Annotated in this window: 16 protein-coding genes and 1 pseudogene; 13 read left to right on the top strand and 4 right to left on the bottom strand. The window is 73.4% G+C overall.

Annotated elements, in window-relative coordinates; genetic code table 11:
* Window positions 1-40 precede the first annotated feature (40 nt).
* A complete protein-coding gene (locus FRAAL_RS13110; RefSeq protein WP_011604153.1) occupies window positions 41-916 on the top strand; it encodes an SAM-dependent methyltransferase in 876 nt (291 codons plus the stop codon).
* Here FRAAL_RS13110 and FRAAL_RS13105 read toward each other — a convergent pair.
* Window positions 913-1,728, bottom strand: a complete 816-nt coding sequence (locus FRAAL_RS13105) for an acyl-CoA thioesterase (RefSeq protein ID WP_011604152.1) — start codon at window positions 1,726-1,728, stop codon at window positions 913-915. The two genes, FRAAL_RS13110 and FRAAL_RS13105, sit on opposite strands and share 4 nt — an antisense overlap.
* Before the next feature lie 217 nt (window positions 1,729-1,945).
* Between FRAAL_RS13105 and FRAAL_RS34900 the strand changes: the two are divergent.
* A pseudogene (locus tag FRAAL_RS34900) lies at window positions 1,946-2,161 on the top strand (pyridoxal-phosphate dependent enzyme); the annotation flags it as partial.
* Window positions 2,162-2,397: 236 nt separating this feature from the next.
* Here the strand turns inward: FRAAL_RS34900 and FRAAL_RS34895 are convergent.
* Window positions 2,398-2,565: a hypothetical protein gene (locus FRAAL_RS34895; protein WP_231861630.1), complete on the bottom strand. Its 168-nt coding sequence runs from the start codon at window positions 2,563-2,565 to the stop codon at window positions 2,398-2,400.
* Window positions 2,566-2,624: 59 nt separating this feature from the next.
* Here FRAAL_RS34895 and FRAAL_RS13100 point away from each other — a divergent pair, with 59 nt between their 5' ends.
* From FRAAL_RS13100 to FRAAL_RS13080, 5 genes are all read left to right on the top strand, one after another.
* The gene (locus FRAAL_RS13100) at window positions 2,625-3,428 is read left to right on the top strand and encodes an NADPH-dependent oxidoreductase (RefSeq protein WP_011604150.1); all 804 of its coding nucleotides are present in this window, start codon (window positions 2,625-2,627) and stop codon (window positions 3,426-3,428) included.
* A 198-nt stretch (window positions 3,429-3,626) separates the two neighbouring features.
* Window positions 3,627-4,520, top strand: a complete 894-nt coding sequence (locus FRAAL_RS13095) for a LysR family transcriptional regulator (RefSeq protein WP_011604145.1) — start codon at window positions 3,627-3,629, stop codon at window positions 4,518-4,520.
* 58 nt (window positions 4,521-4,578) lie between these two features.
* Window positions 4,579-6,303: an APC family permease gene (locus tag FRAAL_RS13090; protein WP_011604144.1), complete on the top strand. Its 1,725-nt coding sequence runs from the start codon at window positions 4,579-4,581 to the stop codon at window positions 6,301-6,303.
* 281 nt (window positions 6,304-6,584) lie between these two features.
* Complete coding sequence (locus tag FRAAL_RS13085) at window positions 6,585-7,787, top strand: cytochrome P450 (RefSeq protein WP_041939264.1); 1,203 nt, start codon at window positions 6,585-6,587, stop codon at window positions 7,785-7,787.
* A gap of 83 nt (window positions 7,788-7,870) precedes the next feature.
* Window positions 7,871-8,074: a ferredoxin gene (locus FRAAL_RS13080; protein WP_041939263.1), complete on the top strand. Its 204-nt coding sequence runs from the start codon at window positions 7,871-7,873 to the stop codon at window positions 8,072-8,074.
* An 11-nt stretch (window positions 8,075-8,085) separates the two neighbouring features.
* On the opposite strand, the gene FRAAL_RS13075 is transcribed toward FRAAL_RS13080, so the two are convergent.
* On the bottom strand, window positions 8,086-9,189 hold the full coding sequence (locus tag FRAAL_RS13075) for an ABC transporter substrate-binding protein (RefSeq protein WP_011604141.1): 1,104 nt from the start codon (window positions 9,187-9,189) through the stop codon (window positions 8,086-8,088).
* 1,386 nt (window positions 9,190-10,575) lie between these two features.
* On the opposite strand from FRAAL_RS13075, the gene FRAAL_RS13070 reads away from it, so the two are divergent.
* From FRAAL_RS13070 to FRAAL_RS13055, 4 genes are all read left to right on the top strand, one after another.
* Window positions 10,576-12,255 (top strand): ATP-binding protein, encoded by a 1,680-nt coding sequence (locus FRAAL_RS13070; protein ID WP_041940487.1) that lies wholly within the window; start codon window positions 10,576-10,578, stop codon window positions 12,253-12,255.
* A 4-nt stretch (window positions 12,256-12,259) separates the two neighbouring features.
* The gene (locus FRAAL_RS13065; RefSeq protein WP_011604137.1) at window positions 12,260-12,958 is read left to right on the top strand and encodes a response regulator; all 699 of its coding nucleotides are present in this window, start codon (window positions 12,260-12,262) and stop codon (window positions 12,956-12,958) included.
* A gap of 120 nt (window positions 12,959-13,078) precedes the next feature.
* A complete protein-coding gene (locus FRAAL_RS13060) occupies window positions 13,079-14,413 on the top strand; it encodes a beta-ketoacyl-[acyl-carrier-protein] synthase family protein (RefSeq protein ID WP_231861629.1) in 1,335 nt (444 codons plus the stop codon).
* A gap of 175 nt (window positions 14,414-14,588) precedes the next feature.
* On the top strand, window positions 14,589-21,476 hold the full coding sequence (locus FRAAL_RS13055) for a type I polyketide synthase (protein ID WP_011604135.1): 6,888 nt from the start codon (window positions 14,589-14,591) through the stop codon (window positions 21,474-21,476).
* Window positions 21,477-21,710: 234 nt separating this feature from the next.
* Here the strand turns inward: FRAAL_RS13055 and FRAAL_RS13050 are convergent, their stop codons facing one another.
* Window positions 21,711-22,724: a hypothetical protein gene (locus tag FRAAL_RS13050; RefSeq protein WP_011604134.1), complete on the bottom strand. Its 1,014-nt coding sequence runs from the start codon at window positions 22,722-22,724 to the stop codon at window positions 21,711-21,713.
* Between the two features lie 198 nt (window positions 22,725-22,922).
* Between FRAAL_RS13050 and FRAAL_RS13045 the strand changes: the two genes are divergently transcribed.
* Both FRAAL_RS13045 and FRAAL_RS13040 read left to right on the top strand, forming a co-directional pair.
* Entirely contained in the window at window positions 22,923-24,749 is a 1,827-nt protein-coding gene (locus tag FRAAL_RS13045) for a sensor histidine kinase (protein WP_041939261.1), read from the top strand.
* Window positions 24,740-25,411 carry a response regulator transcription factor gene (locus FRAAL_RS13040; protein ID WP_011604132.1) on the top strand — a complete coding sequence of 224 codons (672 nt, stop codon included), beginning with the start codon at window positions 24,740-24,742 and terminating at the stop codon, window positions 25,409-25,411. Before FRAAL_RS13045 ends, FRAAL_RS13040 begins: the two co-directional genes overlap by 10 nt.
* Window positions 25,412-25,451 lie beyond the last annotated feature (40 nt).

Genomic DNA, 25,451 nt, shown 5'->3' with positions numbered 1-25,451 from the left:
TGGCCGTGGATCGCCTGGTACGTAAGGGAGATGGTCGCGCGTGACCAGCGGAGAGCCGCTCGAGTCCGGGGTCGAGGGCTCGGGAGACGCGACATGGTGGACGACCCTGGCAGGCGAGCGCCGCCCGGTCGACCTGAAGATCGACCAGCCACACTCGGCGCGGATGTACGACTACTACCTCGGCGGCAAGGACAACTTCCCCGCCGACCGGGCGGCCGCCGAACAGGCCCTCGCCGCCTTCCCGAACGCCCGCGTCGCATCCCACGCCAACCGGGCCTTCATGGTCCGCACGACCCGGCACCTGGCCGGCGAGGCGGGGGTCCGCCAGTTCCTCGACATCGGCACCGGCATTCCCACCAGCCCGAACCTGCACGAGGTCGCGCAGGCCGTCGCGCCCGACGCCCGGGTCGTCTACGCCGACAACGATCCGATCGTGCTCACCCACGCCCGCGCGCTGCTCACCAGCACCCCGCAGGGCACGACCGCCTACCTCGACGTGGACCTGCGCGACCCCGCGAGCATCCTCGCCGCCCCGGAACTGCGGGCGGCCCTCGATCTCACCCGGCCGGTCGCGCTCTCCCTGATCGCGATCATGCACTTCATCCCGGACGCCGACGATCCGCGCGGCCTGCTGGGTCGGCTGCTGCGGGAACTGCCGTCCGGCAGCTACCTGACCCTCACCCACGCCACCGCCGACCACGACGAAGGGATGGAACGGCTCGCCGCCGCCTACCGGGCCGGTGGCATCCCCGCGCAGGCGCGGACCCGGGCCGAGGTCGCCCGCTTCTTCGACGGCCTCGAGCTGCTCGATCCCGGCCTGCAGATCGTGCACCGCTGGCGCCCGGACGGCGCGGCCCCGACCGATCTCACCGACGCCCAGGTCAGCTTCTACGGCGCCGTCGCCCGCAAGCCCTAGGCCGCCGCGTCGGGGGTCGGCCGGCGGGAGCGGATGAGCTGTTCCTGGGCGATCGCGAGGACCAGGTTCCCCGCGGCGTCCCGGACCGAGCCCGAGTACAGCCCGAGCCCGCTGGCGGCGCTGCTGGGCCACATCTCCAGGGTCATCCCGTCGTCGGCCCGCGCCGGGGCGTGGAACCAGATCGAGTGGCTGACGCTGGATTCCGTGCTGGCGATGCCGGGATCGGCGAGCTGGCCGAAGCCGGTGCCGATGTCGGACATGTAGGCGATGGCGCAGGTGTGGGTCAGCCAGTCGTCCGACAGCGGGCCGACGGGGAGGATCTCGGCGTGGTCCGGGAAGAAGAACCGGTCACCCTGCTGGCGGCGGGGGGTGAACTCGCACAGGTCGAGCAGGAGCATCCGGTGCTTGTCCGGCGGCTCGGTGTAGGTGCGGCCCAGCCGCGGCGCCGCGTCGAGGACGAAGTCACCCGTGCCCCGGGTGAACGACGTGACCATCGAGAAGATCACCTTGTCGTCCTGGAGGGCGACGACCCGGCGCGCCGAGAAGGAGCGGCCGTCGCGATCGCGGTCGACGTGCAGGGTCACCGGGGCGTCGAGCCGCCCGGCCCGCAGGAAGTAACCGTGCAGCGAGTGCGGCCGGCGGTCGGGTTCGATCGTCATCGCCGCCGCACGCAGGGCCAGGGCGAGGATCTGGCCGCCGTAGAGCGGGTAGCCGCCCGTGTCGACCAGGCTCACCGACTGGAAGTCATCCTCGCCGACCTGAACGATCTGCAGCGCCTGCTCGAGGGTCTGGGCGACGGAATGCTCGCTCACCTGCTCATCACTCGCACGGGACCGACGTTCCCACAGCCGCTGGCGAGACAGCAACAGTTGCCGAAGCCATAGGACGAAGCCGACACGGGAGCGACGGCGGCACCGCCGCCGCAGGCCGGTGACCGCCCTGGGTGCCGCGGGCCGGTGACCGCCCTGGTCACGGTCGCCGCTCTCGCTGCTTCCAGAAGATCCTCGTCGGTGCGGACGCGCGCGTGTCATGACAGTCCACGAGTCGGTCCTCGACGCGATCGGCGAGACTCCGCTGTTCCGGCTCACGCGGCTCGGCCGCGGCATCGCGACCCCCCTCTACGCGAAGGCGGAGTTCCTCAACATCGGGGGCAGCGTGAAGGACCGGGCCGCGTTGTCGATGGTGCTCCAGGCCGAACGCGACGGGCTGCTCCGGCCGGGCGGGACGATCGTCGAGGCCACGTCCGGCAACATCGGGATCGGCCTCGCGATCATCGGCCGGCAGCGAGGTTACCGGGTGATCGTCGGGACGAGATTCCGGGCGCATGGCTGGCGAACCAGTACGACAACCCGGCGAACCCCGCGGCCCACCTGGCGCCGGCACGGACTGTCCGCCACCGAGATCCTGGGCCGGGTCGAACCCGCCGCGCTCGGGGCGGCGATCACCGCGGGCCGGATCCCTGCGGACAGCCCGGTGCTGGATCACCTCGTCGACCCGCTCCCGGCCGTCGGCGGCGGCCAGACGATCTCCGAGGCCGCTTCGCGCTCGGCCCGCGCCACCCCGCCGCCGTCGTCCTGCGGGACGGCCGCGCGATCTCCCTCGTCACCCGCGACGAGCTGGACGCGGCCCTCCGCCAGGGCAACCGCCACCACCCGGCCGGGTAGCCCTGGGTCGCCGGCCTTCCCCGGACCACCACGAGAGGACCCCCATGACGATCACCGCGCGGTACGCGGATCCGGCGGCGACGCTTCACGTCACCAGCGAGATCGTGACGCTGCAGCTCGCGCACCGGTCGGTGCGCAGGTTCACGCCCCGGCCGGTCACCGACGACGAGCTGGCAGCGCTGGTCGCGGCCGCCCAGTCCGCGTCGACGTCGTCGAACCTGCAGGCGTGGAGCGTGGTTGCCGTGCGGGATCCGCAGCGCAAGGCCCGGCTCGCGGCGCTGGCGGGCAACCAGCGGTTCATCGACCAGGCACCGCTGTTTCTGATCTGGGTCGCCGACCTGAGCCGGGTGCATCGGCTCGCCGACGCCGCGGGAACCGGCGGGGTGCCGGAGGGCACCGACTATCTGGAATCGACGATCCTCGGCTTCGTCGACGCCGCCCTCGCGGCCCAGAACGCCGTCGTCGCGGCCGAGTCGCTCGGCCTGGGCACGGTGTTCGTCGGGGCGGTCCGCAACCGTCCCGAGCAGATCGCGGCCGAGCTTGGCCTGCCACCGCACGCGGCGGCGGCGTTCGGGCTCGCGGTCGGCACCCCCGACCCGACCGAGCACGCCGGCATCAAGCCGCGGCTGCCGCAGGGCGCCGTCCTGCACCACGAGCGGTATGACGCCGCCGCGGCCGACGCGCACATCCCGGCCTACGACGAGCGGCTGGGCGCGTACAACGCCCGGCACGGGCTGCCCGGCACGTGGAGCGAGCGCGTGCTGGCCCGGCTGGCCGGCCCGCAGTCGCTGTCCGGCCGGCACCGGCTGCGGGAGGCGCTGGCGAACCTCGGCCTGCCGTCCCGCTGATCGTCCGCTCGACGAACCCAGCCCTACGCACCTCGCAGCAGCCGGATCACGCCTGGCGCCCGGTAACCAGGCGGCCCACTGCGGGTGTACGGCAGCCGCGACGAGCTGGAGGCGGCAGTCCGGTAGGAGACGCTCCGCGCGCCGCCATCGATGCAGAAGCTCCACAGATCGCTCTGGCAATGACTAGCATCGCCAGTTATGGAGTTGCGGCAGTTGGAGTACTTCGTCGCGGTCGCGGAGGAGGAGAACTTCACCCGGGCGGCCGAGCGGGTGCACATCAGCCAGTCCGGGGTCAGCGCCCAGATCCGCCAGCTGGAACGGGAGCTCGGCGCCGAGCTGTTCGACCGCTCGGCGCGCACCGTCACGCTCACCGTCGCGGGCAAGGCCGCGCTCGAACACGCCCGCGCCGCCCTCGCCGCCGCCGGGGCGGTGAGCCAGGCCGTCGGCGAGGTGACTGGTCTGATCCGCGGCCGGCTCGACCTCGGCATGATCATCGGCTGCACCATCACGCCACTGTTCGACGCCCTCGCCGCCTTCCACCGGGCGCATCCCGGGGTGACGGTCTCGCTGCTGGAGGACTCCTCCGACCGCCTCGCCGACCAGGTGCGCGCCGGCGCGCTCGACCTCGCCCTCATCGGCACCGCGGAGGCCACCGTCGAGGGACTGGAGTCGCTGACCATCGTCAGCGAGCGGATTGTCGCGGCCGTGCCGCCCGACCATCCCCTGGCCCGGAGCCGCCGGGTCACGCTGCGCGACCTGGAGTCCTACCCGATCGTGTGCATGCCGCCGGGTACAGGCCTGCGTGCCGTGTTCGACGAGGCCTGCGCCGTGCAGCGCCGACGACCGCCGATCGCCCTGCAGGCCAGCGCCGCCGACGCCCTCGCCGACCTCGCCGCCCGCGGCCTCGGCGTCGCGATCCTCAGCGCCTCGATGGCCGCGGACTACGCCGACCGGCTCACCGCCCGCACCGTCGACGACGTCGAGGCGCCCGCCCGGCTCGCCCTGATCTGGCGCGGCGGGCACGGTCCGGCGGTCCGCGAGGCGCTCGCGCACCTGCGGCGCGCGTTCCGGGATCCGACGCCCGCCCTGTGATAGGTCTTGGCGCCGCCGGCGCAGTCGCCGCCGAGACCGGCCGGGACGGAGCCGCACGGTGCGCAGGCAGACGGTGCGCGGGCAGGCGGTGCGCGGGCAGGCGGTGCGCGGGGAGACGGTACGCGGGCAGGCGGACGGCGGCGGCGCGGGGTTGCACCGCCAGCTCGGCCTGACCGGCCTGACCTTCATCTCGCTCGGTTCCGTCATCGGTTCCGGTTGGCTGCTCGGCGCGCTCACCGCCGCCGAGGCGGCCGGGCCCGCCTCGGTCGTCTCCTGGGCGATCGCCGGTGCGCTGGCCACCCTGCTCGCCCTCGTCTACGCCGAACTCGGCGCGGCCTACCCGGTCGCCGGCGGCACGGCCCGCTATCCCCGGCTGGTCCTCGGGCCGCTGGGTGGGTTCGTCGCCGGCTGGGTGGCCTGGATTCCCGCCGTCGCCCTGGCTCCGCTGGAGATCACCGCGGCGCTGTCGTACCTCGACCACGTGTCTGCGGGGCTGGTGGACGACGACGGCACCCTGACCCGCGCCGGTCTCGCCCTCGCCGCCGCCGCCCTGCTCGTGTTCACCGTCGTCAATCTGCTCGGCGTGCGCTGGCTGGCCCGGACCACCACCGTCACCGTCGGGTGGAAGGTGCTCGTTCCCGTCGTCACCGTCGTCGCGTTGACAGCCACCGCGTTCCATCCGGCGAATTTCCAGGCGGGGGGCGGATTCGCCCCGTTCGGCGCGAGGGGCGTCTTTGCCGCGCTGCCCGCGGGGGTGGTGTTCTCACTGCAGGGTTTCGAGCAGGCCGTGCAGATGGGCGCCGAGGCGAAACGGCCACACCGTGATCTTCCCCGGGCGATCATTGTGGCGACGCTGGCCGGCACGGCGCTGTATTTCCTGCTGCAGGTCGCCTTTCTCGGCACCGTCGATCCGGGCCGGCTCGCCGCGGGCTGGAGCCGGCCGCTGGGCGCGGGCGACTATGGTCCCTTCGCGACGCTTGCCACCAGTCTCGGCCTGGGCTGGCTGGCGATTCTGCTCTATATCGACGCGGTCGTCTCCCCCGGGGGAACCGCGCTGATCTATCTCGGTACCTCGGCGCGGCTGTCCTATTCCCTGGCCCGCACTCAGGGCCTGCCGGCGGCATTGGCCCGGCTCGACCGGCGCGGGGTGCCGATTGTGTCGGTACTGCTCGCCGCCGCGCTCGGCATGGTGGTGCTGCTGCCCTTTCCGAGCTGGCAGAAGCTGGTCCGGCTGATCAGCTCGGCGACGTTCGTCATGTACGGCTTCGCCCCCGTCTGCCTGGCCGTGCTGCGCCGCGCCGACCCCGAGCGGCCCCGCCCGTACCGCCTGCCCGCCGCGCGGATCCTCGCTCCCCTCGGCTTCGCCGCGGCCAACCTGGTCATCTACTGGGCCGGCTGGCGGACCAACCGGGCGCTGTTCGCCGCGATCGCCGTCGGGCTGGCGGTGTTCGGGGGTTACCGGGTGACCCGGCCCGCCGGGCGGCGGGCGGACCTGGAGTGGCGCGCCGCCTGGTGGATCGGCCCGTGGCTCGGTGGCCTGGCGGTTCTGTCCTGGCTGGGCCAGTTCTCCGGGCGCGGCGTCCTGCCGTTCTGGGTCGACCTCGCGCTGGTGGCGAGCTTCAGCCTCGCCGTCTTCGCGACGGCCGTGCGCGCCGCGGCATCCACCGGGGTCGGGCGGCGGCAGGTCGAGATCGCGCGGATCCAGGCGCCGGACGCCGCCGGCGGCGCTACCGCGGGCGCCACCATCACGGCAGCCCTCGGAGACCGCCCGCCCGGCCGCTGAACGGCATCGCCGCGAGTGCCACCGCCGCGAGTGCCACCGCCGTGGGTGCCACACCTGTGAGTGCCACCAGCGTAATTACCACCAAGGTGCCACCGGACGGGTTCACGGTTATCAGCCGCCCGCGCGGCGGTCATCGCAGTTCGGGGCCCCTTCTCGGCACCCGAAGCACCGGGGAAGATCGGTTTCTCCGACCCGCCCCGACGAAGTGATAGTGACCTTTCACTTCGGTGGTAACGTCGTCGGCGTCACGTTCAGCGCGATCGACGAAGGGCGGAGAGGTGATGACCGAAGTATCGGAAATACCACTGCACATGCGACGCGCGCAGTTCGATCCGATCTCCGAGCTCAGTACGGCCCGCGACACGGTGGGCGTCTGCCCGGTGGTGACGCCCTTCGGCGTGCCCGCGCATCTCGTGAGCCGTTACGACGACGTTCGGGAGGTCCTTTCCGATTCGGTGCGGTTCAGCACCGCGGATCGCCACGCACTCATGCCTCCCGATGCCGCCGGGCCGACCGAACAGGAGTACGCGCAGGCCCGGGTGGGAAATCTCCTCGCCTACGATCCGCCGGAGCACACCCGGCTGCGCCGGATGCTCACACCGGAATTCACCATGCGCCGGATGCGGGCACTCGAACCGCGCATCGTCGACATCGTCTCCGCGGCCCTCGACGACGTCGAACGGGCCGGGCGTCCGGCGGACCTGGTCTCGACGTTCGCCCTGCCGGTGCCGTCCCTGGTCATCTGCGAGCTGCTCGGCGTCCCGTACGCCGACCGGGCCGAGTTCCAGCGGCGCACCGTCGACCAGCTCGACGCCTCCCACCCGCCCGAGCACCGCCTCGCCCTGCAGCAGGCCAGCCGCGCGTACATGGCCACCCTCGTCGAGCGGGCGCGCCGCGATCCGGGCGAGGACATCCTCGGCATGCTCGTGCGCGAGCACGGTGACGACATCAGCGCCGAGGAGCTCGTCGGCATCGCCTCCCTGCTACTGCTCGCCGGCCACGAGACGACCGCGAACATGCTGGGGCTGGGCACCCTGGCGCTGCTGCGCCACCCCGACCAGCTCGCCCGGGTCCGCGACGACCCGGCCAGCGTAGAACCGGCCGTCGAGGAGCTGCTGCGCTGGCTGTCCATCGTCCACGCCGGCATTCCCCGCACGGCGACGACGGAGGTGACCATCGCCGGGAGCACCATCGCGGCCGGGGAGCACGTGGTGCTCGCGCTGCCCGGGGCGAACCGCGACCCGGCCCTCGTCGACGATCCGGACCGCCTCGACATCACCCGCGAGCCCGCCGGGCATGTGGCGTTCGGTCACGGTCTGCACCACTGCCTCGGCGCGCCGCTGGCCCGCCTGGAGCTGCGGATCGCCTATCCTGCCCTGCTGCGACGCTTTCCCGGCCTCGCGCTCGCCGTGCCGTACGAGCAGATCGCCTTCCGGCCCTACTCGGTGATCCACGGACTGCAGGCGCTGCCCGTCACGTGGTGACGGCCGTCGGCCGGCGCCGGCGCCGCAGCCGGAGCCGGCGCCGGCTTCGGGTGGATGAGGATCGTCGAGACAGGAGTGCAGCCGTGCGGATCGTGGCCGAGCGGGACCGGTGCATCGGCGCCGGCAACTGTGTGATGACGGCGCCGGAGGTCTTCGACCAGGGCGAGGACGGCCTCGTGACGCCGCTGGTCGACGAGGTCGACCCGCTCGATTCGGCCGGCGTCGCCGCCGCGCGCCGGGCGGTCGAGCGCTGCCCGGCGACGGCGCTGCACGCGGTGGAGGACTGAGCGCCGCCGCCCTACCCGTTGCCGCCGATGCGCTCCCCGCACAGCGGCAGCGGGTTGACAACCTCGAAGCGGTCGCCGGTCGGGGCGATGCGCACGAAGTCCGAGCAGCGGTCGAGCTGCCCGTGGTCGGCGGCCAAGTTGATCTTCTGCACCATCATGCCGTCGGCGTCGTAGTCGGCGATCGAGCGCATACCGGTCATGAACGACTCCCGGGTCGGGCAGCCATGCTGGGTCCGCAGGCCGCGCAGGAACAGGTCCGCGTTGATGTAGCCGGCGATGGCGCTCTGCTGGCCGGCGGGCTGGATCTCGGGCGAGTAGGCGGCCATCGCCTGCAGGAACCGGCGCTGCGCGGGCAGGTTCCGCTCCAGTGCGGCGAAGGTGAGCTGGGAGTAGCTGCCGGCGAGCTTCTTGCCGTAGGGCGCGAGCAGGCGCGGATCGTAGCTGACCGCCGAGACGGCGACCTTGATGGGATGCCCGGCGCTGATGGCCGCGTCGAGCACGCCGGTGTAGAGGTCCAGCGGCGAGGCGGCGATGACCGTGTCGGCGCCGGAATCGATGATCTTCCGGGCGACATCCGTGGCGTTGGTGGAGTCGATGTCGTCCTGGATCACCGGGATGCCCGCGTTCTCCAGGCTCTGCCGGACGCCCGCCGCGTACAGCTTGGACGCCTCGGTCAGGTAGGTGACGACCAGTGCCGCCTTGGTGCCGCCCTGCTGGCGCACGAAGTCGGCGAGCGTCGTCGTGCTCCGCCCGGAGTCGGTGACGAAGGTGTAGGTGAACATGTTGTCGTGGTCGCCCCACAGCGGCTGGTCGGCCACCCCGACGACGGGAACATGCTGGTCATCGAGGTACTGGGCCGAGCCGTGGGAGGCTGCGGTGTACTCCAGGACGGCGAAGGCCCCCTCGCTCACCAGGGTCCGCGCGCCCTGCAGGTTGCCCCGGGGATCGGACTCGTCGTCCTCCCAGACGTAGTCGATCCTGCGGCCGTCGACGCCGCCGGCGGCGTTCTCCGCCGAGAGCCGGGCGTTCACGCCGGCCCGGTAGCCCGAGAACTGCGTTCCCATCACCCCGGTGTCGGGATAGAGCAGCCCCACCTTGATGGAGCTGTCAGTCACCCCCGGCGCACAGGTACCGCTCGCTTGCGAGGCATCCGAGGATCCGCCGGCGCCGCACGCCGCCAGCATCGTCGCCGCCGCGATCACGGCCACGGCCACCCTCGTCCGCAAGACCCGCATGAGCCACCTCTCGATTGTCGTTGAATACCGTCCGAGCCCCCGTGGCGACGACGTTCAGCTGCCCTGGAATCCAGAAACACGGCAGCACAGGGAAACGTCCGCCGCAAAGCCGACCGCACGCTACAGCGTCACGAGACCTGCGCGTCAACGGCGATTAGTAGCTGTCACTCTCACTCGAGAGTTTGCATACTGTCAATCTTCCGAAAAGATCTTTCGACTTCTTTCGACGGAAGCCTAGCAGAGAAGACACAGAGGCCAATCAGACCGGGGCGCACCCCGGATCCATCCGCGCTATCCCTATCAGGCCGAGCGCCGACTGAGCGACATCACCAACGTGTTGCCAGAGTCGGGGTCGCCGAGTGGACTCCACTCCCCACCCGGGTTGATGTGTAGTGCGGGAGGTGGGAAACCCGCCCCGGGTCACCCCGCCGGCGACCTGCCACACCGCCCCGCCCAGGCCGGGCGCAGGGCCGGGCGCGGGCCGGGCGCGGGGCCAAGCGATGACGCTCCGACACCAATCGGGTCGACAGGCGGCCCGACGCAGCAATCTGAGACCGATTTGGACCTGTATGTGGTGATGTGATCCGTGTCGCTCTGGCGTGATCGGGGAGCGGGCCCGGAACGCCGAGCGGGCCCGGAAGACGAGCGGACCCCGGAAGGCGAGCGGGCCCGGAAGACGAGCGGGCCCGGAAGACGAGGCGGCTGCTGACGGGCAGGCGACGGCAACCCGCGATCCCGGGTCACCACGCCGACGGCGCCCCCGGGCCGTCGCCCACACCCAGGGAGGCGCCGCTCGGCGGCGCGAGGGCGCACGCGGCCTGCCTCGACCTTTGACCTGCGCGGCCACCTCCGCGCCTTCACCCGAAGGTGACAGGGCCACCGGACGAGACTTGACGAAACCGTCAGCCGACACCAGCATCGCTTCTCGCCAGAAAGATCAGCCTAGCTAGGCACATGAATTGCCGAGAGTCTTGTGAGCAGCCATGAACGCAGTTCACAGAAAGATCTTCGCTCTTCTTCCGGCGCCGGGGGGGCGTCTTTCTCCCGCAGCCGGCAGACCGCGGCAGCGGTGTTCCGAGGGCAGGTTCGCGTGAGCGGAGCCGCTGGTCTGGGGGTGGCGGCCGAGGTTTGCGGCAGATGACGCACCCCGTGGAAAGCCCCCGCCCCGACGCCGTCCGGAGCCGCGACGGCTCACCGGCCAGAAATCCCCCGCCGACGAGCCGGTCCCTTTCGGCGGTGCTCGGACGGCGAAGCATCGCCGGACAGGTGTTGATCCTCCAGGTGGTCGTGGTGGTGGTCGTGGCGGCCGCGGCGGGCACGGCACTGGTCCTCATCGCCCGGCATGCGGCGAGCCGCAGCACGACCGACCGCGTCCTGGCCGTGGCCGAGACCTTCGCCGAGGCACCCGGGGTCGAGGCGGCACTGGCCGCACCCGATCCGAGCGCCGAGCTGCAACCGATCGCGGAGCGGGTCCGGCGGCGTAGCGGCGTCGACTTCCTGGTGGTCATGAATGTGCAGGGCCTGCGCTACACCCATCCCAATCCGGCACTCATCGGGAAGCACTTCATCGGCCACACCGAGCCGGCCCTGCGGGGGCACGCGTTGACCGAGACCTTCACCGGCACGCTCGGCCCCTCGGTGCGGGCCGTCGTACCGGTGCTCGGCGCGGACGGTTCCGTCCGCGGGCTGGTCGCCGCCGGGATCACCCTGCGGGCGATCGACGAGTCGGTGACCCGCCAGCTCGTCGTCGTCGGCAGCGCCAGCTTCGCCGTGGTCGTGCTGACCCTGAGTGGAGCGGTGCTGCTGAGCAGGCGGGTCCGTCGGCAGACCCACGGCCTCGGCTCGGCGGACCTCGCCCGCATGTACGAGCACCATGACACCGTGCTGCACGCGGTGCGGGAGGGCGTGCTCATCATCGACGGCTCCCGGCACCTGCTGCTGGCCAACGACGAGGCCCGGCGCCTGCTGGGACTGCCCGCCGGCGGCGAGGGGCGCTCGGTCGACGAGGTCGGCCTGGACCCGGCCGTCGCCGGGCTGTTCGGTTCCGGTCGCCTGGTCGACGACGCCGTGCTCCCCGTCGGCGACCGGCTGGTCGCCGTGAACCAGCGGCCGACCGAGCATCACGACCGAGCCACCGGCTGCGTCGTGACCTTGCGCGACACCACCGAGCTGCGGGCGCTGACCGGCGAACTCGATGCGGTCCGCGGGTTCGCCGCCGCCCTGCGCGCCCAGGCGCATGAGGCCGCGAACCGGATGCACACCGTCGTCACCCTCGTGCAGCTTCAGCGCTACGCCCAGGCCGTCAGCTTCGCCACCGACGGGCTCGCGGGCGCACAGCGACTCACCGACCAGCTCCTGTCCGCCGTCGACGAGCCGGTTCTCGCCGCGCTGCTGCTCGGCAAGGTGGCGCAGGCCCACGAGCGGGGCGTGGAGCTCGTCGTCACCGAGGACACCCGGTTCGAGTCCTTCGGTATCGACGCCGCCGACCTCGTCACCCTCGTCGGCAATCTGATCGACAACGCCGTGGACGCGGCGCTGGCCGCAGACCCCGCCGGGCAGGCCGCCCGGCGGCCACGGCGGGTCACCGTCGCCGTGCAGGCCGACCGGGAGGCGTGCGTGGTGCGGGTCGCCGACACCGGTCCGGGGCTGGCGCCCGACCGGATAGACGACGCGTTCCGGCTCGGCTGGACGACCAAGGCCGACCCGGCGGGACCGGTGCCGGGCCGCGGGATCGGGCTCGCACTCGTGCGACAGGTGGTCCGCCGCTACGCCGGCAGCGTGACCGTGAAGCGGGACCGCGAGACCGCGGAGCGCGATGGCAAGACCGTGGAGCACGACGGCGAGACCGTGGAGCGCGACGGCAGGACCGTGGAGCGCGACGGGGAGACAGTGTTCACCGTGCGCCTGCCGGCGCGACCCGCCACCCGCCCGGGGCGGGGAGCGTGACGGCGTGGTGGACGAGCCGATCCGCACCCTGATCGTCGAGGACGACCCGCTGCTGGCCGACGCCCACCGGCTCTACGTCGAGCGGGTGCCGGGGTTCACCGTGTGCGGCGTCGCCCGCAGCGGGACGGAGGCGTTGCGGGTGGCCCTCGCCGACCGGCCCGATCTGCTGCTCCTCGACTTCTACCTGCCCGGGATGAGCGGCCTGGAGGTCTGCCGTGCCCTGCGTGCGCACGGCGCCACCGCCGACATCATCGCCGTCACCTCGGCCCGGGACCTGGCGACGGTACGCGCGGCGGTGTCCTACGGGGTCGTGCAGTACCTGGTCAAGCCGTTCAGCTTCGCCGCCTTCCGGCAACGCCTGGAGCGGTACGCGGCGTTTCACCGGCAGACCACGGCCGACCCCGCCGGACCGGTCGGCCAGCACGAGGTGGACTCCGCCCTCGCCGTGCTGCGGCCCGACACCGCCCGGTCCGCCCACCAGCCCAAGGGCCTGTCCACCGCGACCCTCGACGCGGTCGTCGCCTGCCTGCGGGCCGCGCAGAACCCCGTCTCCGCGGACGACGTCGCCGAGGAACTCGGCATGGCCAGGGTGACCGCCCGCCGCTACCTGGAGCGCCTGACCGGACAGCGGCTGGCCACCAGGACGCAGCGCTACGGCCGGTCGGGACGCCCGGGACACCTGTACCGCTGGAGCGGAGCCTGAGCTGGGGGATAACCCGGAGTCCGAACCGGCCACCGAGGACCAATACGACCGAAATAACGACATGTCACCTTCAGCGGGCAATCGTGGCCAGGACGGTGTCGAGACCACGGATTGGTGACCATGATGATCGGATCAGCTGCGCACACCTCGGGACCTGACGCGCGGGACGTGCTGGTGACCGGAATGGGATTCTGCCTGCCCGGTGGCGACGACCCCGTTTTCACCGCAGAACAGGTATGGGACATCGCCGCACACGGACGGTCCTGTCTGGTCAGCGACGGCATTTACCACGGCCGGGTGAAGCTGACGGCGGACGCGTTCGAAACGCGACTGCCCGAGTTTCCCGCCCTGTACTCGCGCCAGTTCACCTCGTCCCACCGTTTCGGGCTGGTGTCGTTCGTCGAGGCCTGTGCGGACGGAAAGCTGGACTTCCGGGCGGGGGATCTCACCGACGCCGCGATCCTGACCGGACGCGGCGGCCTCGACGACAACGTCGACCCCTATCTAGCCCTGCGCGAGGCGAATCCGGAGGAGCTCCCCGCCGACGAGGCGACGGCGCTGTTCATCCGGGCGCAGCTCGGCATCACCTCCTACGACGTCGCGCTGCTGCAGGCGTCCCTCGCCCGGTCCACCGGACCGAGCTTCACCGTGTCGTGCGGCTGCTCGTCGTCGACCGTCCAGCTCGGCAACGCCCTGCGCATGATCGCCGCCGGTGAGGTGGAGGTCGCGATCGTCACCGGCGTCGACGCGTTCAACATGGACATCATGCGCAACGCGCAGCGGCTGCTGTTCGCCGCGCAGCGCGGCGCCGCGCCGGAGGCGACCACGATGCCGCAGACCCTGCCGTCGATGGACCGCCCGATGCGCCCGTACGACACCCGCGCGGACTGCGTGAACTTCGGCGAGGGCTCGGTGACGGTGGTGCTGGAGAGCCGCCGGCACGCCGAGGCCCGCGGTGCGCACATCTACGGGCAGATCCTGGCCCAGGCCACCACCCGCGACGGCCTGGCGAGCCCGCTGTCGCTGGACGACTCCGGCGCCGCCCTGGTCTCCGCGGTGCGACGCTGCCTGGGCGACCGGGTCGGCGTCGACCGGATCCCCTACATCAACGGGGGCAGCGACGGCGACCTGAACGTGACGACCACGGAGGCGAACGCGGTCCGTGAACTGTACGGGCCCGCCGTGCCGGCGGTACTGCTCAGCTCGCAGGAGGCCTGCTTCGGGCACAGCGGCGCCCAGTCCGGTGCCCTCGGCGCGGCCCTGACCCTGCTGATGATGGAGAAGGGCGCGGTGTGCCCCACCGCGAACTGCGAGCAGCCGGCCGACTTCCTCACCTTCGATCCCATCGTCGGGACGACTCCCCGCCCGCTCGACTTCGACCACGCGCTCAGCTTCACCTACCAGATCGGCGGGACGAAGAGCGTGCTCCTGCTCGCCGCGGCCGACGCCCACTGAGCGGACACCGCTGCGGCCTCCCGGCGGTCTCACTGCGGCATCACCGCGGCATGACCGCGGCATGACCGCGGCGTCCACCGCCTCAGGACGACCAGCCCAGACGAGCCCCAGCCCCTACGACGCCCTGCCCCGCCCCGCTGCGACGGGCTCGCGCAGGCACCCAGCGGAGGAACCGATGAGCGCACACGACCAGGCCGATCACGGCGGCAGAACCGTCGCCCCCGCCCGGGGCACCGGCGCGGCTCCCGGCGTGGATCCCGGCGTGGATCCCGACGCGGATCCCGACGCGGACCGGGAGGACATCGCCATCGTGGGCATGGGGTGCCGGCTGCCGGGTGGCGCGGACTCCCCCGCGGCCCTGTGGGACCTGTTGGCCGAGGGCCGCGACGCCGTCGCCGCACCGCCCGCCGGCCGGTGGGACGAGGGGGCGTGGCTCGACCCCGTCCTGGCGGCCGCGGGCAGGAGCGTGCCGAACTGGGGCGGCTACCTCGACGACGTGGCCGGCTTCGACGCGGACTTCTTCGGGGTGTCGTCCCGGGAGGCGGACGTGCTCGATCCCCAGCACCGCCTGCTGCTGGAGGTCGCCTGGGAGGCGTTGGACCACGCCGGGATGCCCCCGGAGCGGCTGGCCGACACGAGCACGGGCGTCTTCACCGGGCTGAGCTACACCGACTACATGGAGCGGCTCGCCGGACGCCCCGAGGAGCTGGAGGGCTCCGTGCTCACCAACGGGGTGTGCGTCGCCGGCGGGCGGATCTCCTACCTGCTGGGGCTGCACGGCCCCTGCCTCACGGTCGACACCGCCTGCTCGTCGTCCCTGGTCGCCGTGCACCTGGCCAGCCAGAGCCTGCGGGCGGGTGAGTGCAGCGTGGCGCTGGCCGGCGGCGTCACGCTGATGCTGTGGCCGCGGGTGACGAAGTCCTTCGTCCGCATGGGCATGCTCTCCCCCACCGGCCGCTGCCACGCGTTCGACGCGGCCGCCGACGGCTTCGTCCGCGGGGAGGGCGCCGGCGTCGTCGTGCTCAGGCGGCTCGCGGACGCCCGGCGCGACGGCGACCGGATCCTCGCGGTGATCCGCGGCTCGGCGGTCAACCAGGACGGCCGGACCGACGGGTTGACCGTGCCGTCGCAGATCGCCCAGCACGACGTCGCCCTCGCCGCCCTGCGCGGTGCCGGGGTCGACCCGGCGCAGGTCGGGCTGGTCGAGGCGCACGGCACCGGGACCCCGGTGGGGGATCCGATCGAGTTCGCCGCGCTCGACCGCGTGTACGGCTCCGGCGCGGACCCCTGCGCCCTGGGCTCGGTGAAGACGAACGTGGGCCACCTCGAACCGGCCGCCGGCGTGACCGGGCTGATGAAGGCGGTGCTGTGCCTGCAGCACGGTCAGATTCCGCCGAACCTGCACTTCCAGGAGTGGAATCCGGCGATCGCCGCGGCCGACTCGCGGTTCTTCGTGCCCACCGACCTCGTGCCCTGGCCCGGCCGGGCGGCCACCCGGCTCGCGGCCGTGTCGTCCTTCGGGTTCTCCGGCACCAACGCCCACGTCGTGCTCGCGCAGGCCCCCGACGATCCGGCGAGGACCGCTGTTCCGCGGGCAACCGATGATCCGGCGACGACCGATGTCCGGGCGACGACCGATGTTCGGGCGACGACCGGCGTGCCCGAGGACCGGGGACCCGACGTGGTCGTGGTCCCGGCCGGATCGGCCGCGGTGCTACCCGCCGCCGCCACCCGCCTCGCCGACTGGCTGGAGGGAGCCGGGCGCAACGCGGCCCTGCCCGACGTCGCCTACACCCTCGCCCGCCGCCGCACCGCCGGCCGCGGCCGCCTCGGCATCGTCACGGCCTCCCGCGACGCGCTGGTCCGCGACCTGCGCGCCGTCGCGGCCGGCCGTTTCACCCCGAACGCCGTCACCGGCACCACGCCGGCGGGGGTCCGCCGGGACACCGTCTGGGTGTTCTCCGGACAGGGCTCGCAGTGGGCCGGGATGGGCCGTGACCTGCTCGACACGGAGCCCGCGTTCGCCGCCGCGATCGCCGAGGTGGAGCCGTTGATCGCCGCCGAGGCCGGGTTCTCGGTCCTCGACGCGCTGCGCTCAGGCGAAGCGGTGACGGGCTGCGCCCGGGTGCAGCCGGCGCTGTTCGCGCTACAGCTCGGCCTGGCGGCGCTGTGGCGATCCCACGGCGTCACCCCGGCCGGCGTGATCGGCCACTCGATGGGCGAGGTCGCCGCCGCCGTCGTCGCGGGCGCTCTCACCCCCGCCGACGGCGCCCGGGTCATCTGCCGACGCTCCCGCCTGCTCACCCGCATCGCCGGTGCCGGCGCGATGGCCACCGTCGCCCTCGACCCCGACAAGGTCGACGCCGAACTGGCGGCGACGGGCGGCGGCGAGGTGTCGATCGCCGTGCTGGCCGCGCCGGGTTCCACCGTCGTCGCCGGGGCCGTCGAGCGGATCGACGAGCTCGTCGCCCGCTGGGCGGAACGCGGGATCCCCACCCATCGCATCGCCGTCGACGTGGCCTCCCACTGCCCGCAGGTCGACGCTCTGCTTCCCGACCTCACCCGCGAGCTCGCGCCGCTCGAACCGGTGTCGCCCCGGATCCGCTTCTACTCCACCGTCGCCGAGCAGCCCGGGGCCGTTCCCGCGTTCGACGCCGACTACTGGGCGGCGAACCTGCGCCGGCCCGTCCGGTTCGCCGCCGCGGTGCGGGCGGCCGCCGCCGACGGCCATCGGGTCTTCATCGAGGTCTCCCCGCAGCCGGTGGTGACGCGCTCGATCACCGACACGCTCGCCGACAGCCGCCGCGAACCCGTCGTCCTGCCCACCCTGCGCCGTGACGAGGACGGCCAGCAGGTTTTCCGCACGCAGCTCGCCGCCGCCCACTGCGTCGGCGTCCCGGTCGACTGGAGCGCCCTCTACCCGACGGGCGCCCTCGTCGACCTCCCCCCGCTCACCCTCGATCGCCGACGCCACTGGGTGGCCGAGTCCGCCGCGGACACCGCCACGGCCGACGCCACGGCCGACGGGCAGCCGCGGCCGGGGAGCCTGCCACTGCCGGGAACGCACACCGAGATTCCAGGCGGGCAGGTGCGCCACCTCTGGCACGCCGACGTCGGGACCTCGGCCGTCCCCTGGCTCGCCGACCACCGCGTCAACGGCCGGGCGGTCCTGCCAGGCGCCGCCTACAGCGCGCTGGCGCTCACCGCCGCCGGCCACACGTTCGCCGCCGGGCCGCAACACCTGCGCGTCACCGACATCGCCTTCGAGGATCTCCTCGTCCTCGACGCCCACACCGCTCTCACGGTCACCGTCACGCCGCAGGGCTCGGACCAGGCCCGCTGTGAGATCTTCAGCCGTGGTGACGGGACGAGCGGGCAGGACGACTGGGTCCGGCACAGCGTCGCGACCCTGCACCGGACCCCCGAGCCGGCCCGCGCGTCCGACGCCCCCGGCCGCGACGACACCACCACCGGCCCGCGGGCGCCTGCCACCGGCCCGTGGGCGCCTGCCGGCGGCTCCCTCGCCGCTCGCGCCGCGGCGCATTCCCGCCCGGTCGACGTCCGCCGGCTCCACGACGACCTGCTGGCTCGGGGGATCGACCACGGCCCGGCCTTCGCCGCCCTGACCGGTCTGCACCTGTCCGCCGACGGTCGCAGCGTCTGGTCGGCCCTGGCACTGCCCCCCGTCGCGACCGCCACCCCGCACGCCCTCTGCGTGCACCCCGTGCTCCTCGACGCCTGTGCGCAGGCGCTGCTGGCCTGCCTGCCCGCCGTCCTCGACGGCGGCGTCGAGGGCCTGATCCTGCCCGCCGGGATCGCCGAGATCCGCCTCCTGGGGGATCCGGCGACGGCACGCTACTGTCACGGGCGGCTGGAACGCGCCGATGTCGGCGTGTTGCAGGGCGAGGCGGATCTGCTGGCGTCCGACGGGACGCCGGTGGCGCGCATCGAGGGTCTGCGGTACCTGTACCGGGACGTCCGGCCCGAGGCCGCAACGCAGCCCGGCCCGGCCGGCCCGAACCGTGTCGCGGACGACTGGCTGTACCGGCTGGAATGGCAGCCCGCGCCGCGCCCGGTGCCGGCGGACGGCGAACGCGCCGCACCCGCCCGGTGGCTGGTCCTGGGCGACGCCGGCGGCGCCCAGGCGTGGGCCGAAGCGCTGCGGGCCGCCGGGGCGCAGGCCCGGGCCGACCTCCTGCCCGGGCCGCAGGGCTCCGACGCAGCCTGGAGCAGGGCGTTCGCCGACGCGTGCGAGGGCGCCGACCGCCCCGACCGCATCCTCGTCGCCTTCGACGCCCCGCCCTTCGACGGCACGCCTGTCGACGGCACGCCTGTCGACGGCACGCCTCTGGACGGCACGGCTCTGGACGGCACGGCTTCCGACGGCACGGCCGAACAGGCCGGGGCGGCCGCGCCCCCGATCGCCGCCCGCCGCCGGACCCGGCAGCTCCTGGGCGTGGTCCAGGCCCTGGCCGGGCTGTCCGGGCCGCCGCCGCGGCTGGTCACGCTCACCCGTGGGGCGCAGACGCTCGCCGCGGGCAGCGCACCCGGGCTGGCCGCCGGGGGCGTGCGTGGCCTGCTGCGGGTGCTGGCGCTGGAACATCCCGAGCTGCGGACCGTGCACATCGACGCCGACCCCGGGTCGACGGATGACGCGGGGTCGACGGATGACGCGGGGTCGATGGATGACGCGGCCGGGATCGTCGACGAGCTGCTGGCAGCCGGATCGGACGAGGAGGTCGCCCTGCGGGCCCGGGTGCGCTTCGTGGCCCGCATCGTGCCGGCGCCGCCGACTCCCGCCGAACGCCGAGCGGCGGGCCGCGTGGAGCTGGAGTTCGGCCGGGACGGACTCGCGCTGCTGGCGCCGAGCAGCGGCAGCCTCGACGAGCTGGAGCCGGTCGCCGCGCCGCGGCGGACTCCCGGGCCGGGGCAGGTCGAGGTGCAGGTGCGGGCCGCGGGCATGAACTTCCGGGATGTCCTGATCGCCCTGGGCGCGCTGCCGCATGGCCCGATCGGTTTCGAGTGCGCCGGCGTCGTCACCGCGGTCGGCCCGGGTGTGACGTCGCCGTCGCCCGGGCAGGAGGTGCTCGCCCTCGATCTCACCGGCGGCGGGGCGTTCGGCACGTTCCTGACGACGGGGGCCGAGTTCACCATGCCGGTTCCCGCCGGCGTCGACCCGGTGCGCGCGGCCGGGATGCCCATCGCCTTCCTCACCGCCTGGTACGCGCTGCACGACCTGGCGGGGCTGCGCGCCGGGGAACGGGTTCTGGTCCACGCCGGCACCGGCGGCACGGGTCTCGCCGCGATCGCCGTCGCCCGGATGCTCGGCGCCGAGGTGCTGGCCACGGCCGGCAGCCCGGAGAAGCGGGCCTACCTGCGCGGCATGGGCATCGACCACGTCATGGACTCCCGCGGCCTCGACTTCGCCGAGCAGACCCGGGCCGCCACCGGCGGGCGGGGCGTCGACGTGGTGCTCAACTCGCTGTCGGGCGAGGCCATCCGCGCCGGCCTGGACTGCCTGGCGCCCTTCGGCCGCTTCGTCGAGCTCGGGCTGCGCGACATCCTCGCCGACAACCCGCTGGGACTGCTGCCGTTCCGCAACAGCATCACCCTGGCCAGCGTCAACATCATCGATCTGTGCCGGAACCGGCCCGACCGCGTCGCCGAGATCCTGCGCGAGGTGTCGGCGGCCTTCGACGCCGGACGGCTCACCTCGCCGCCCGTGACGACGTACCCGCTGGCGCAGGCCGCCGAGGCGTTCCGGTTCATGGCCGGGGCGCGCCACATCGGCAAGGTCGTCCTCACCGTGCCCGCCGAGGGCCGGACGACCGCGGCACTGCCCGGCGGCGTCCGCCCGCCGGTGCGGGCGGACGGGTCCTACATCATCACCGGCGGCCTGCGCGGGGTCGGCCTGGAGACCGCGGCCTGGCTGGCCTCCCGCGGTGCCGGCCGGCTGGTGCTCAACGGCCGCTCGGCGCCCACCTCGCAGGTCGAGCAGCGCCTTGCCCGCCTCGCCGCTGCGGGCACCGATGTCCAGGTGGTGCTCGGCGACGCGGCCGAGACGCAGACCGCCGACCGCCTCGTGGCCGCCGCCGTCGCCGACGGCCTGGCGCTGCGCGGGGTCGTCCACTCCGCGATGGTCCTCGCCGACGCCGCGATCACCGGCATCACGGGTGAGCAGGTCGACCGGGTCTGGCGACCGAAGGCGGAGGCCGCCTGGCGGCTGCACGAGGCCACCGCCGACCGGCAGCTCGACTGGTTCGTGCTCTACTCGTCGATGTCCTCCCTGCTGGGCAACCCGGGTCAGGGTGCCTACGCCGCGGCGAACTCCTGGCTCGACTCCTTCGCCGACTGGCGGTCCGAACAGGGACTGGCGACGACGGCGATCAACTGGGGCCCGTGGGGCGAGGTGGGTGCCGCCACCGACTTCGCCGGCCGGGGCTACGACACGATCTCGACGGCGCAGGGCCTGCACGCGCTGGAGACGATCCTCCTGCACCGCCGCCGCCACGCGGCCGTCCTGCCCGGCGCGCCCGCCACCTGGATCCCCGCCGCCGCCCGGGACGGTTCGCTGTTCCAGGGGCTCGTCCGCGCCGAGGCCGACACCGACGCCCCGCAGTCCCACGGCCGGGAGGCCGACGCCCGGCAGGCGGACGGCGACGCCCGGCAGCCGGACGGTCAGGCACAGCACGGCGGACGTCCGGGCGGAAACGGCGACGCCCACGCGGACGACACCCCCGACGTCATCGCCGCGATCCGCGAGGCCGCGCCCGGGCTCGCCCGGCGGGAGACGTTCGAGTCCTATCTCGCCGACCATCTGCGGGCGGTCCTGCGCCTGGGTTCGAGTTCCATCGACCCGGACACGCCGCTGCGTTCCCTCGGGTTCGACTCGCTGCTCGCGCTCGAACTGCGCTCCCGCCTCGAACCCGCCCTCGGCATCACCCTGCCCGGCAACTTCGTCTGGAAGTACGCCACCCTCGCGGCGCTGGCCGACGGCCTGGCGCAACGCGCAGACCTGCCGCTCGACGCGACGGAGGGAGACCGCGTCCAGGTCGGTCGCTGAGAGCCTCGCCGTCCGGGATCCGACGGCGAACCCCGGGGCCGGCAAACCCCGGGGCCGGCAAACCCCGGGGCCGGCAAACCCCGGGGCCGGCAAACCCCGGGGCCGGCAAACCCCGGGGCCGGCGATGCCCGTCCCCGGTCCGACGACCCGTTCGTCGGACCGGGGACGGGCGATGGTGTGATCCGGCGGCCGGGCTGGGCCGCGGTCACGGGCTGGGCCGCGGTGAGCTGCCGATCAGGACACCGGACGGACGGAGATCTGGTCCATCTGGATCCAGCCGTCCGTACCCAGTCCCCAGAATCCGCAGAACACCGTGACCGAGGTCCGGTCACCTGGATTGAACGGCCGCACGATCTCCTGGTACTGGCCGGCGGGACTCGGGCCGAACTGCTGCTCGACCGGCGGCCAGACACCCGACAGCCGCACCCCGAAGAATCCGGTGTTCACGTCGGCACCCGCGCCGTGGCCGGAGGTCCGGACCCAGCCCCGCAGCACGTAGTTCGTGTTCGGCCGGACCGGGATGTCCTGCGCGAGGGCGTTCCAGCTCCGGCTGGCGGTGCGGATGAACGCGTTGTTCGGCCCGGTGCGGGCCAGGCCGAGCCCCCGGTCGACGCCCTTGGTGTCGGGGCCCTCCGTCCGCCAGGGTGCGGACACGGCCCGGACGGGCTGCTCCTCGAAGCCGCCGTCGCCGACCGCGTCGATCCGGGCGTGGAACACCGGGGCGTCGTGGGTGAACCGGAACAGCGGGCTTCCCGCCCCGCCGTAAAGGTGCGAGATGGTGATCCGGTTGTCCAGGGCCACCTTCTGGTACGACACGTTGAAACTGTCGAGGTTCCAGTTGTCACCGCCGATGCCGCCGCCGAACGTGGTGCCGAGCGTCACCCCGGTGATCTCGGAAGGATCCAGCGAGACGCCGAAGAGCGCCCGCAGGTCGAGTCCGACCTGATGGAACGAGTTGTTGGACCAGCTCGCACCCTGGTTGACGGTCCGGAACGTCCGCGCTCCCCGGAACGTCGTCGACACGGTGACGTCGACGTTGTCGTTGCCGCCGCGCAGATCATCGCCCCCGGTGGTGAACCCGAGCACCAGGCAGGGCGCCGCGCCCGCGTTCGACGAGCACTGGTTGACATCCGCACGCGCCGCCGGGGCGACCGCGACCACAGCCCCGAGCAGGGCGAGCAGCACCGCCAGGGCCAGGCCGAGCGACCGCCGGGCGCCGGCCCGCGCAACACCGTCAGTGATGGTCATGCATTCGCCTTCCTCTCGTGCCGACGCCCGTCGCCGGCACGGTCAGAATCAGCCGGGTAACGCTGCGAGACACGCCGGTGATCCCTCCCCTTGGGCAGGGAAAACCGGTAGCCGCTGGGAGGGGAATCCGGGGTGGCAGAGCCGGCGAGGGCTGACATGGTCGCGGTGGACGGCGCGCCAGCGCGGGGAGGAGACGCGGTGACGACAGCCGCCGCCGACGTGGTGCTGTCGGTGCTGTCGGTGCTGTTCCTGCCGATTGCCGGGGCGCTCACGTGGTCGCTGGGATCCGCCGGTCTGCCGAGCCGGGTCTGCGGCGTGTTCCTCGTGCTGGGCGGCCTGCTGGCCCGCAGGCGTCGACTCGACCCGCAGACAGGGCGGTTGATGATGCTGTCCGGCCTCGCGATGTACCTCGGCGATCTGCGCTTCAGCCCGCAGTCGGTGCTCTTCGCGGTCGGTTTCTGGCTCGCCTACCTGTACGCGGGTTTCCTCGGCCAGCTGGCCCTGTCCTTCCCCGCGGGGCGGGTCCGCGGACGGGTCGACCGCTGCCTGGTCGTCTGCTGCTACGCGGTGTCCGTCGGCAGCCAGATCGCCTACTACGCCGTGGACGGGGCCCGCTACCCCTGGATGGATCGCGGGCACCCGAACACGCCGGTGGCCCGGGCCGCAAGCCTGTCGTTCTGCCTGCTGGCCGCCGTCGTGCTCGTCCGCCTGGGCCAGCGGTGGGCGGCGGCGAGCCGGCCCGAACGGCGGATGACCGGTGCGATCTGGGGGCTGGCGCTGCTGGGCGGAGCCTTCGCGACGGGCAGCGCCGTCACGTCGGCGCTGAACGGCCCGAACCAGCTCCGGCTCGGGCTCATCGCGCTGTCCTCGCTGGCGGCGGCGATCATCCCCGTCGCGCTTGCCGTCGGACGAGTGCGGGTCCGTTTCGCGCGTGGCCGCGTCGCGCGGCTGGTCGTCGAGCTGGAGTCCGACCCGAACCCGCGTCACCTGCGGAATGCCATGGCCGGCGTGCTCGCGGACGACACCCTGGAGCTCGCCTACCGGCTGCCCGGGGACGCCGGCTGGGTGGACATCGCCGGGCGGCCGGTGACCATCGGATCGCCGACCGACGGGCGCCACCACACCCGGGTGCACCGGCGCGGACGGGAGCTGGCAATGGTCACCCACGACCCGGCGCTGTCCGGCCAGGGTCCGCTGATGGAGGCGGTCCTCGCCGCCGCCGGCCTGGCGCTGGACAACGCGCAGCTCCATGCCAGCCTGCAGGCCCAGCTCGAACAGGTCCGCGCGTCCCGGCTGCGGCTGGCGCAGGCCGCCTACGACGAGCGGCGCCGCATCCAACGCGACCTGCACGACGGCGCCCAGCAGCGGCTGCTCGCCATCCTCGTCCTGCTGGACGGCGCCCGGCACGCCATGTCGCACCACGCCGCGGCCGACGCCGCAGGTCGCGCGTTCGGCCTGGTCGAACGGGCCCACCGCGAGCTGGGAGTCGCGATCGGCCAGCTGCGCGACCTCGCGCAGGGCATCTACCCCAGCATCCTCGTCGAGCAGGGGCTGGGACCGGCGGTGGAGACGCTCGTCGAACAGGCCCCGCTCCCCGTCGCCGCGACGATCCCCGCCGACCGCTGGGACCGGGAGATCGAGGTCGCCTGCTACTTCGTCCTCGCCGAGGCGCTGGCGAACGTGCAGCGCCACGCGGACGCGACCTACTGCGCGATCCGGGTCGAGCCCCACCCCGGCGAACTGCTGTTACGGATCACCGACGACGGGTGCGGCGGTGCCCGCCCCGGGCGCGGACACGGCCTGCGCAACCTGCACGACCGGGTCGCCGCCCTCGACGGCACCGTCACCCTGCACAGCCCGGCCGGCGGCGGCACCCGGCTGCTCGTCCGCCTTCCCCTGCCGGGCCCGCAGGGGCGCAACCGCAGTGCCGGAACACCCGGTGCAGCGCCACTCGCCGCCGAACCCGTCGGCGGCCACCAGCGGACCATCGTGACCGACGAGCCCCAGGAGGATGCGTGCGTGTAGTCATCGGCGAGGACGAGGGGCTGCTTCGCGAGGCCCTGACGGGCGCCCTGGAGCAGTGGGACGTCGAGGTCGCCGCAAGCGCCGGCACCCCGACGGAGATCGTCCGGCTCGTCGACGAGGTTCGGCCCGACGTGGTGATCCTCGACATCCACATGCCGCCGGACTTCACCGACGAGGGCCTGCGAGCGGCCGAGCGCATCCGCGCCGCCCACCCCGACATCGGGCTGCTCCTGCTGTCGCACTACGCCGAGGTCGTCTACGCCGAGCGCCTGCTCAGCCTCCAGCCGGACACCCGGGCGGTCGGGTACCTCCTCAAGACACAGGTCGGCAGCCTCGCCAACCTCGTCGACGCGCTGCGGCGGGTGTCCGAGGGCGACATCGTCATCGACCCGGAGATCATCAACCGGCTGATGTCGCGGCGGCGCCGACGCAACCCGCTCGACCGCCTCACCCCGCAGGAACGCCGGGTGCTCGCCCTCGTCGTGGAGGGGCGGACGAACCGGGGCGTGGCCGAGGTGCTGTCCTGCAGCGTCGCCACCGTCGAGAAGCATCTGGGGGCGATCAACGACAAACTCCAGCTACGCCAGGGCGCCGGCGGCACGGCGGTCAACCTCCGCGTCCTCGCCGTCCTCGCCTACCTGCGTCACAACGACGCCCCCTGACCGGGCGCCGCCCCCCAAACAGACGCCGCCGCAGCGGACG

Origin of the sequence: Frankia alni ACN14a, from assembly GCF_000058485.1 — a bacterium.
GTDB classification, from domain to species: Bacteria; Actinomycetota; Actinomycetes; order Frankiales; family Frankiaceae; genus Frankia; species Frankia alni.
This window is presented reverse-complemented; position numbering and strand designations above follow the sequence as displayed.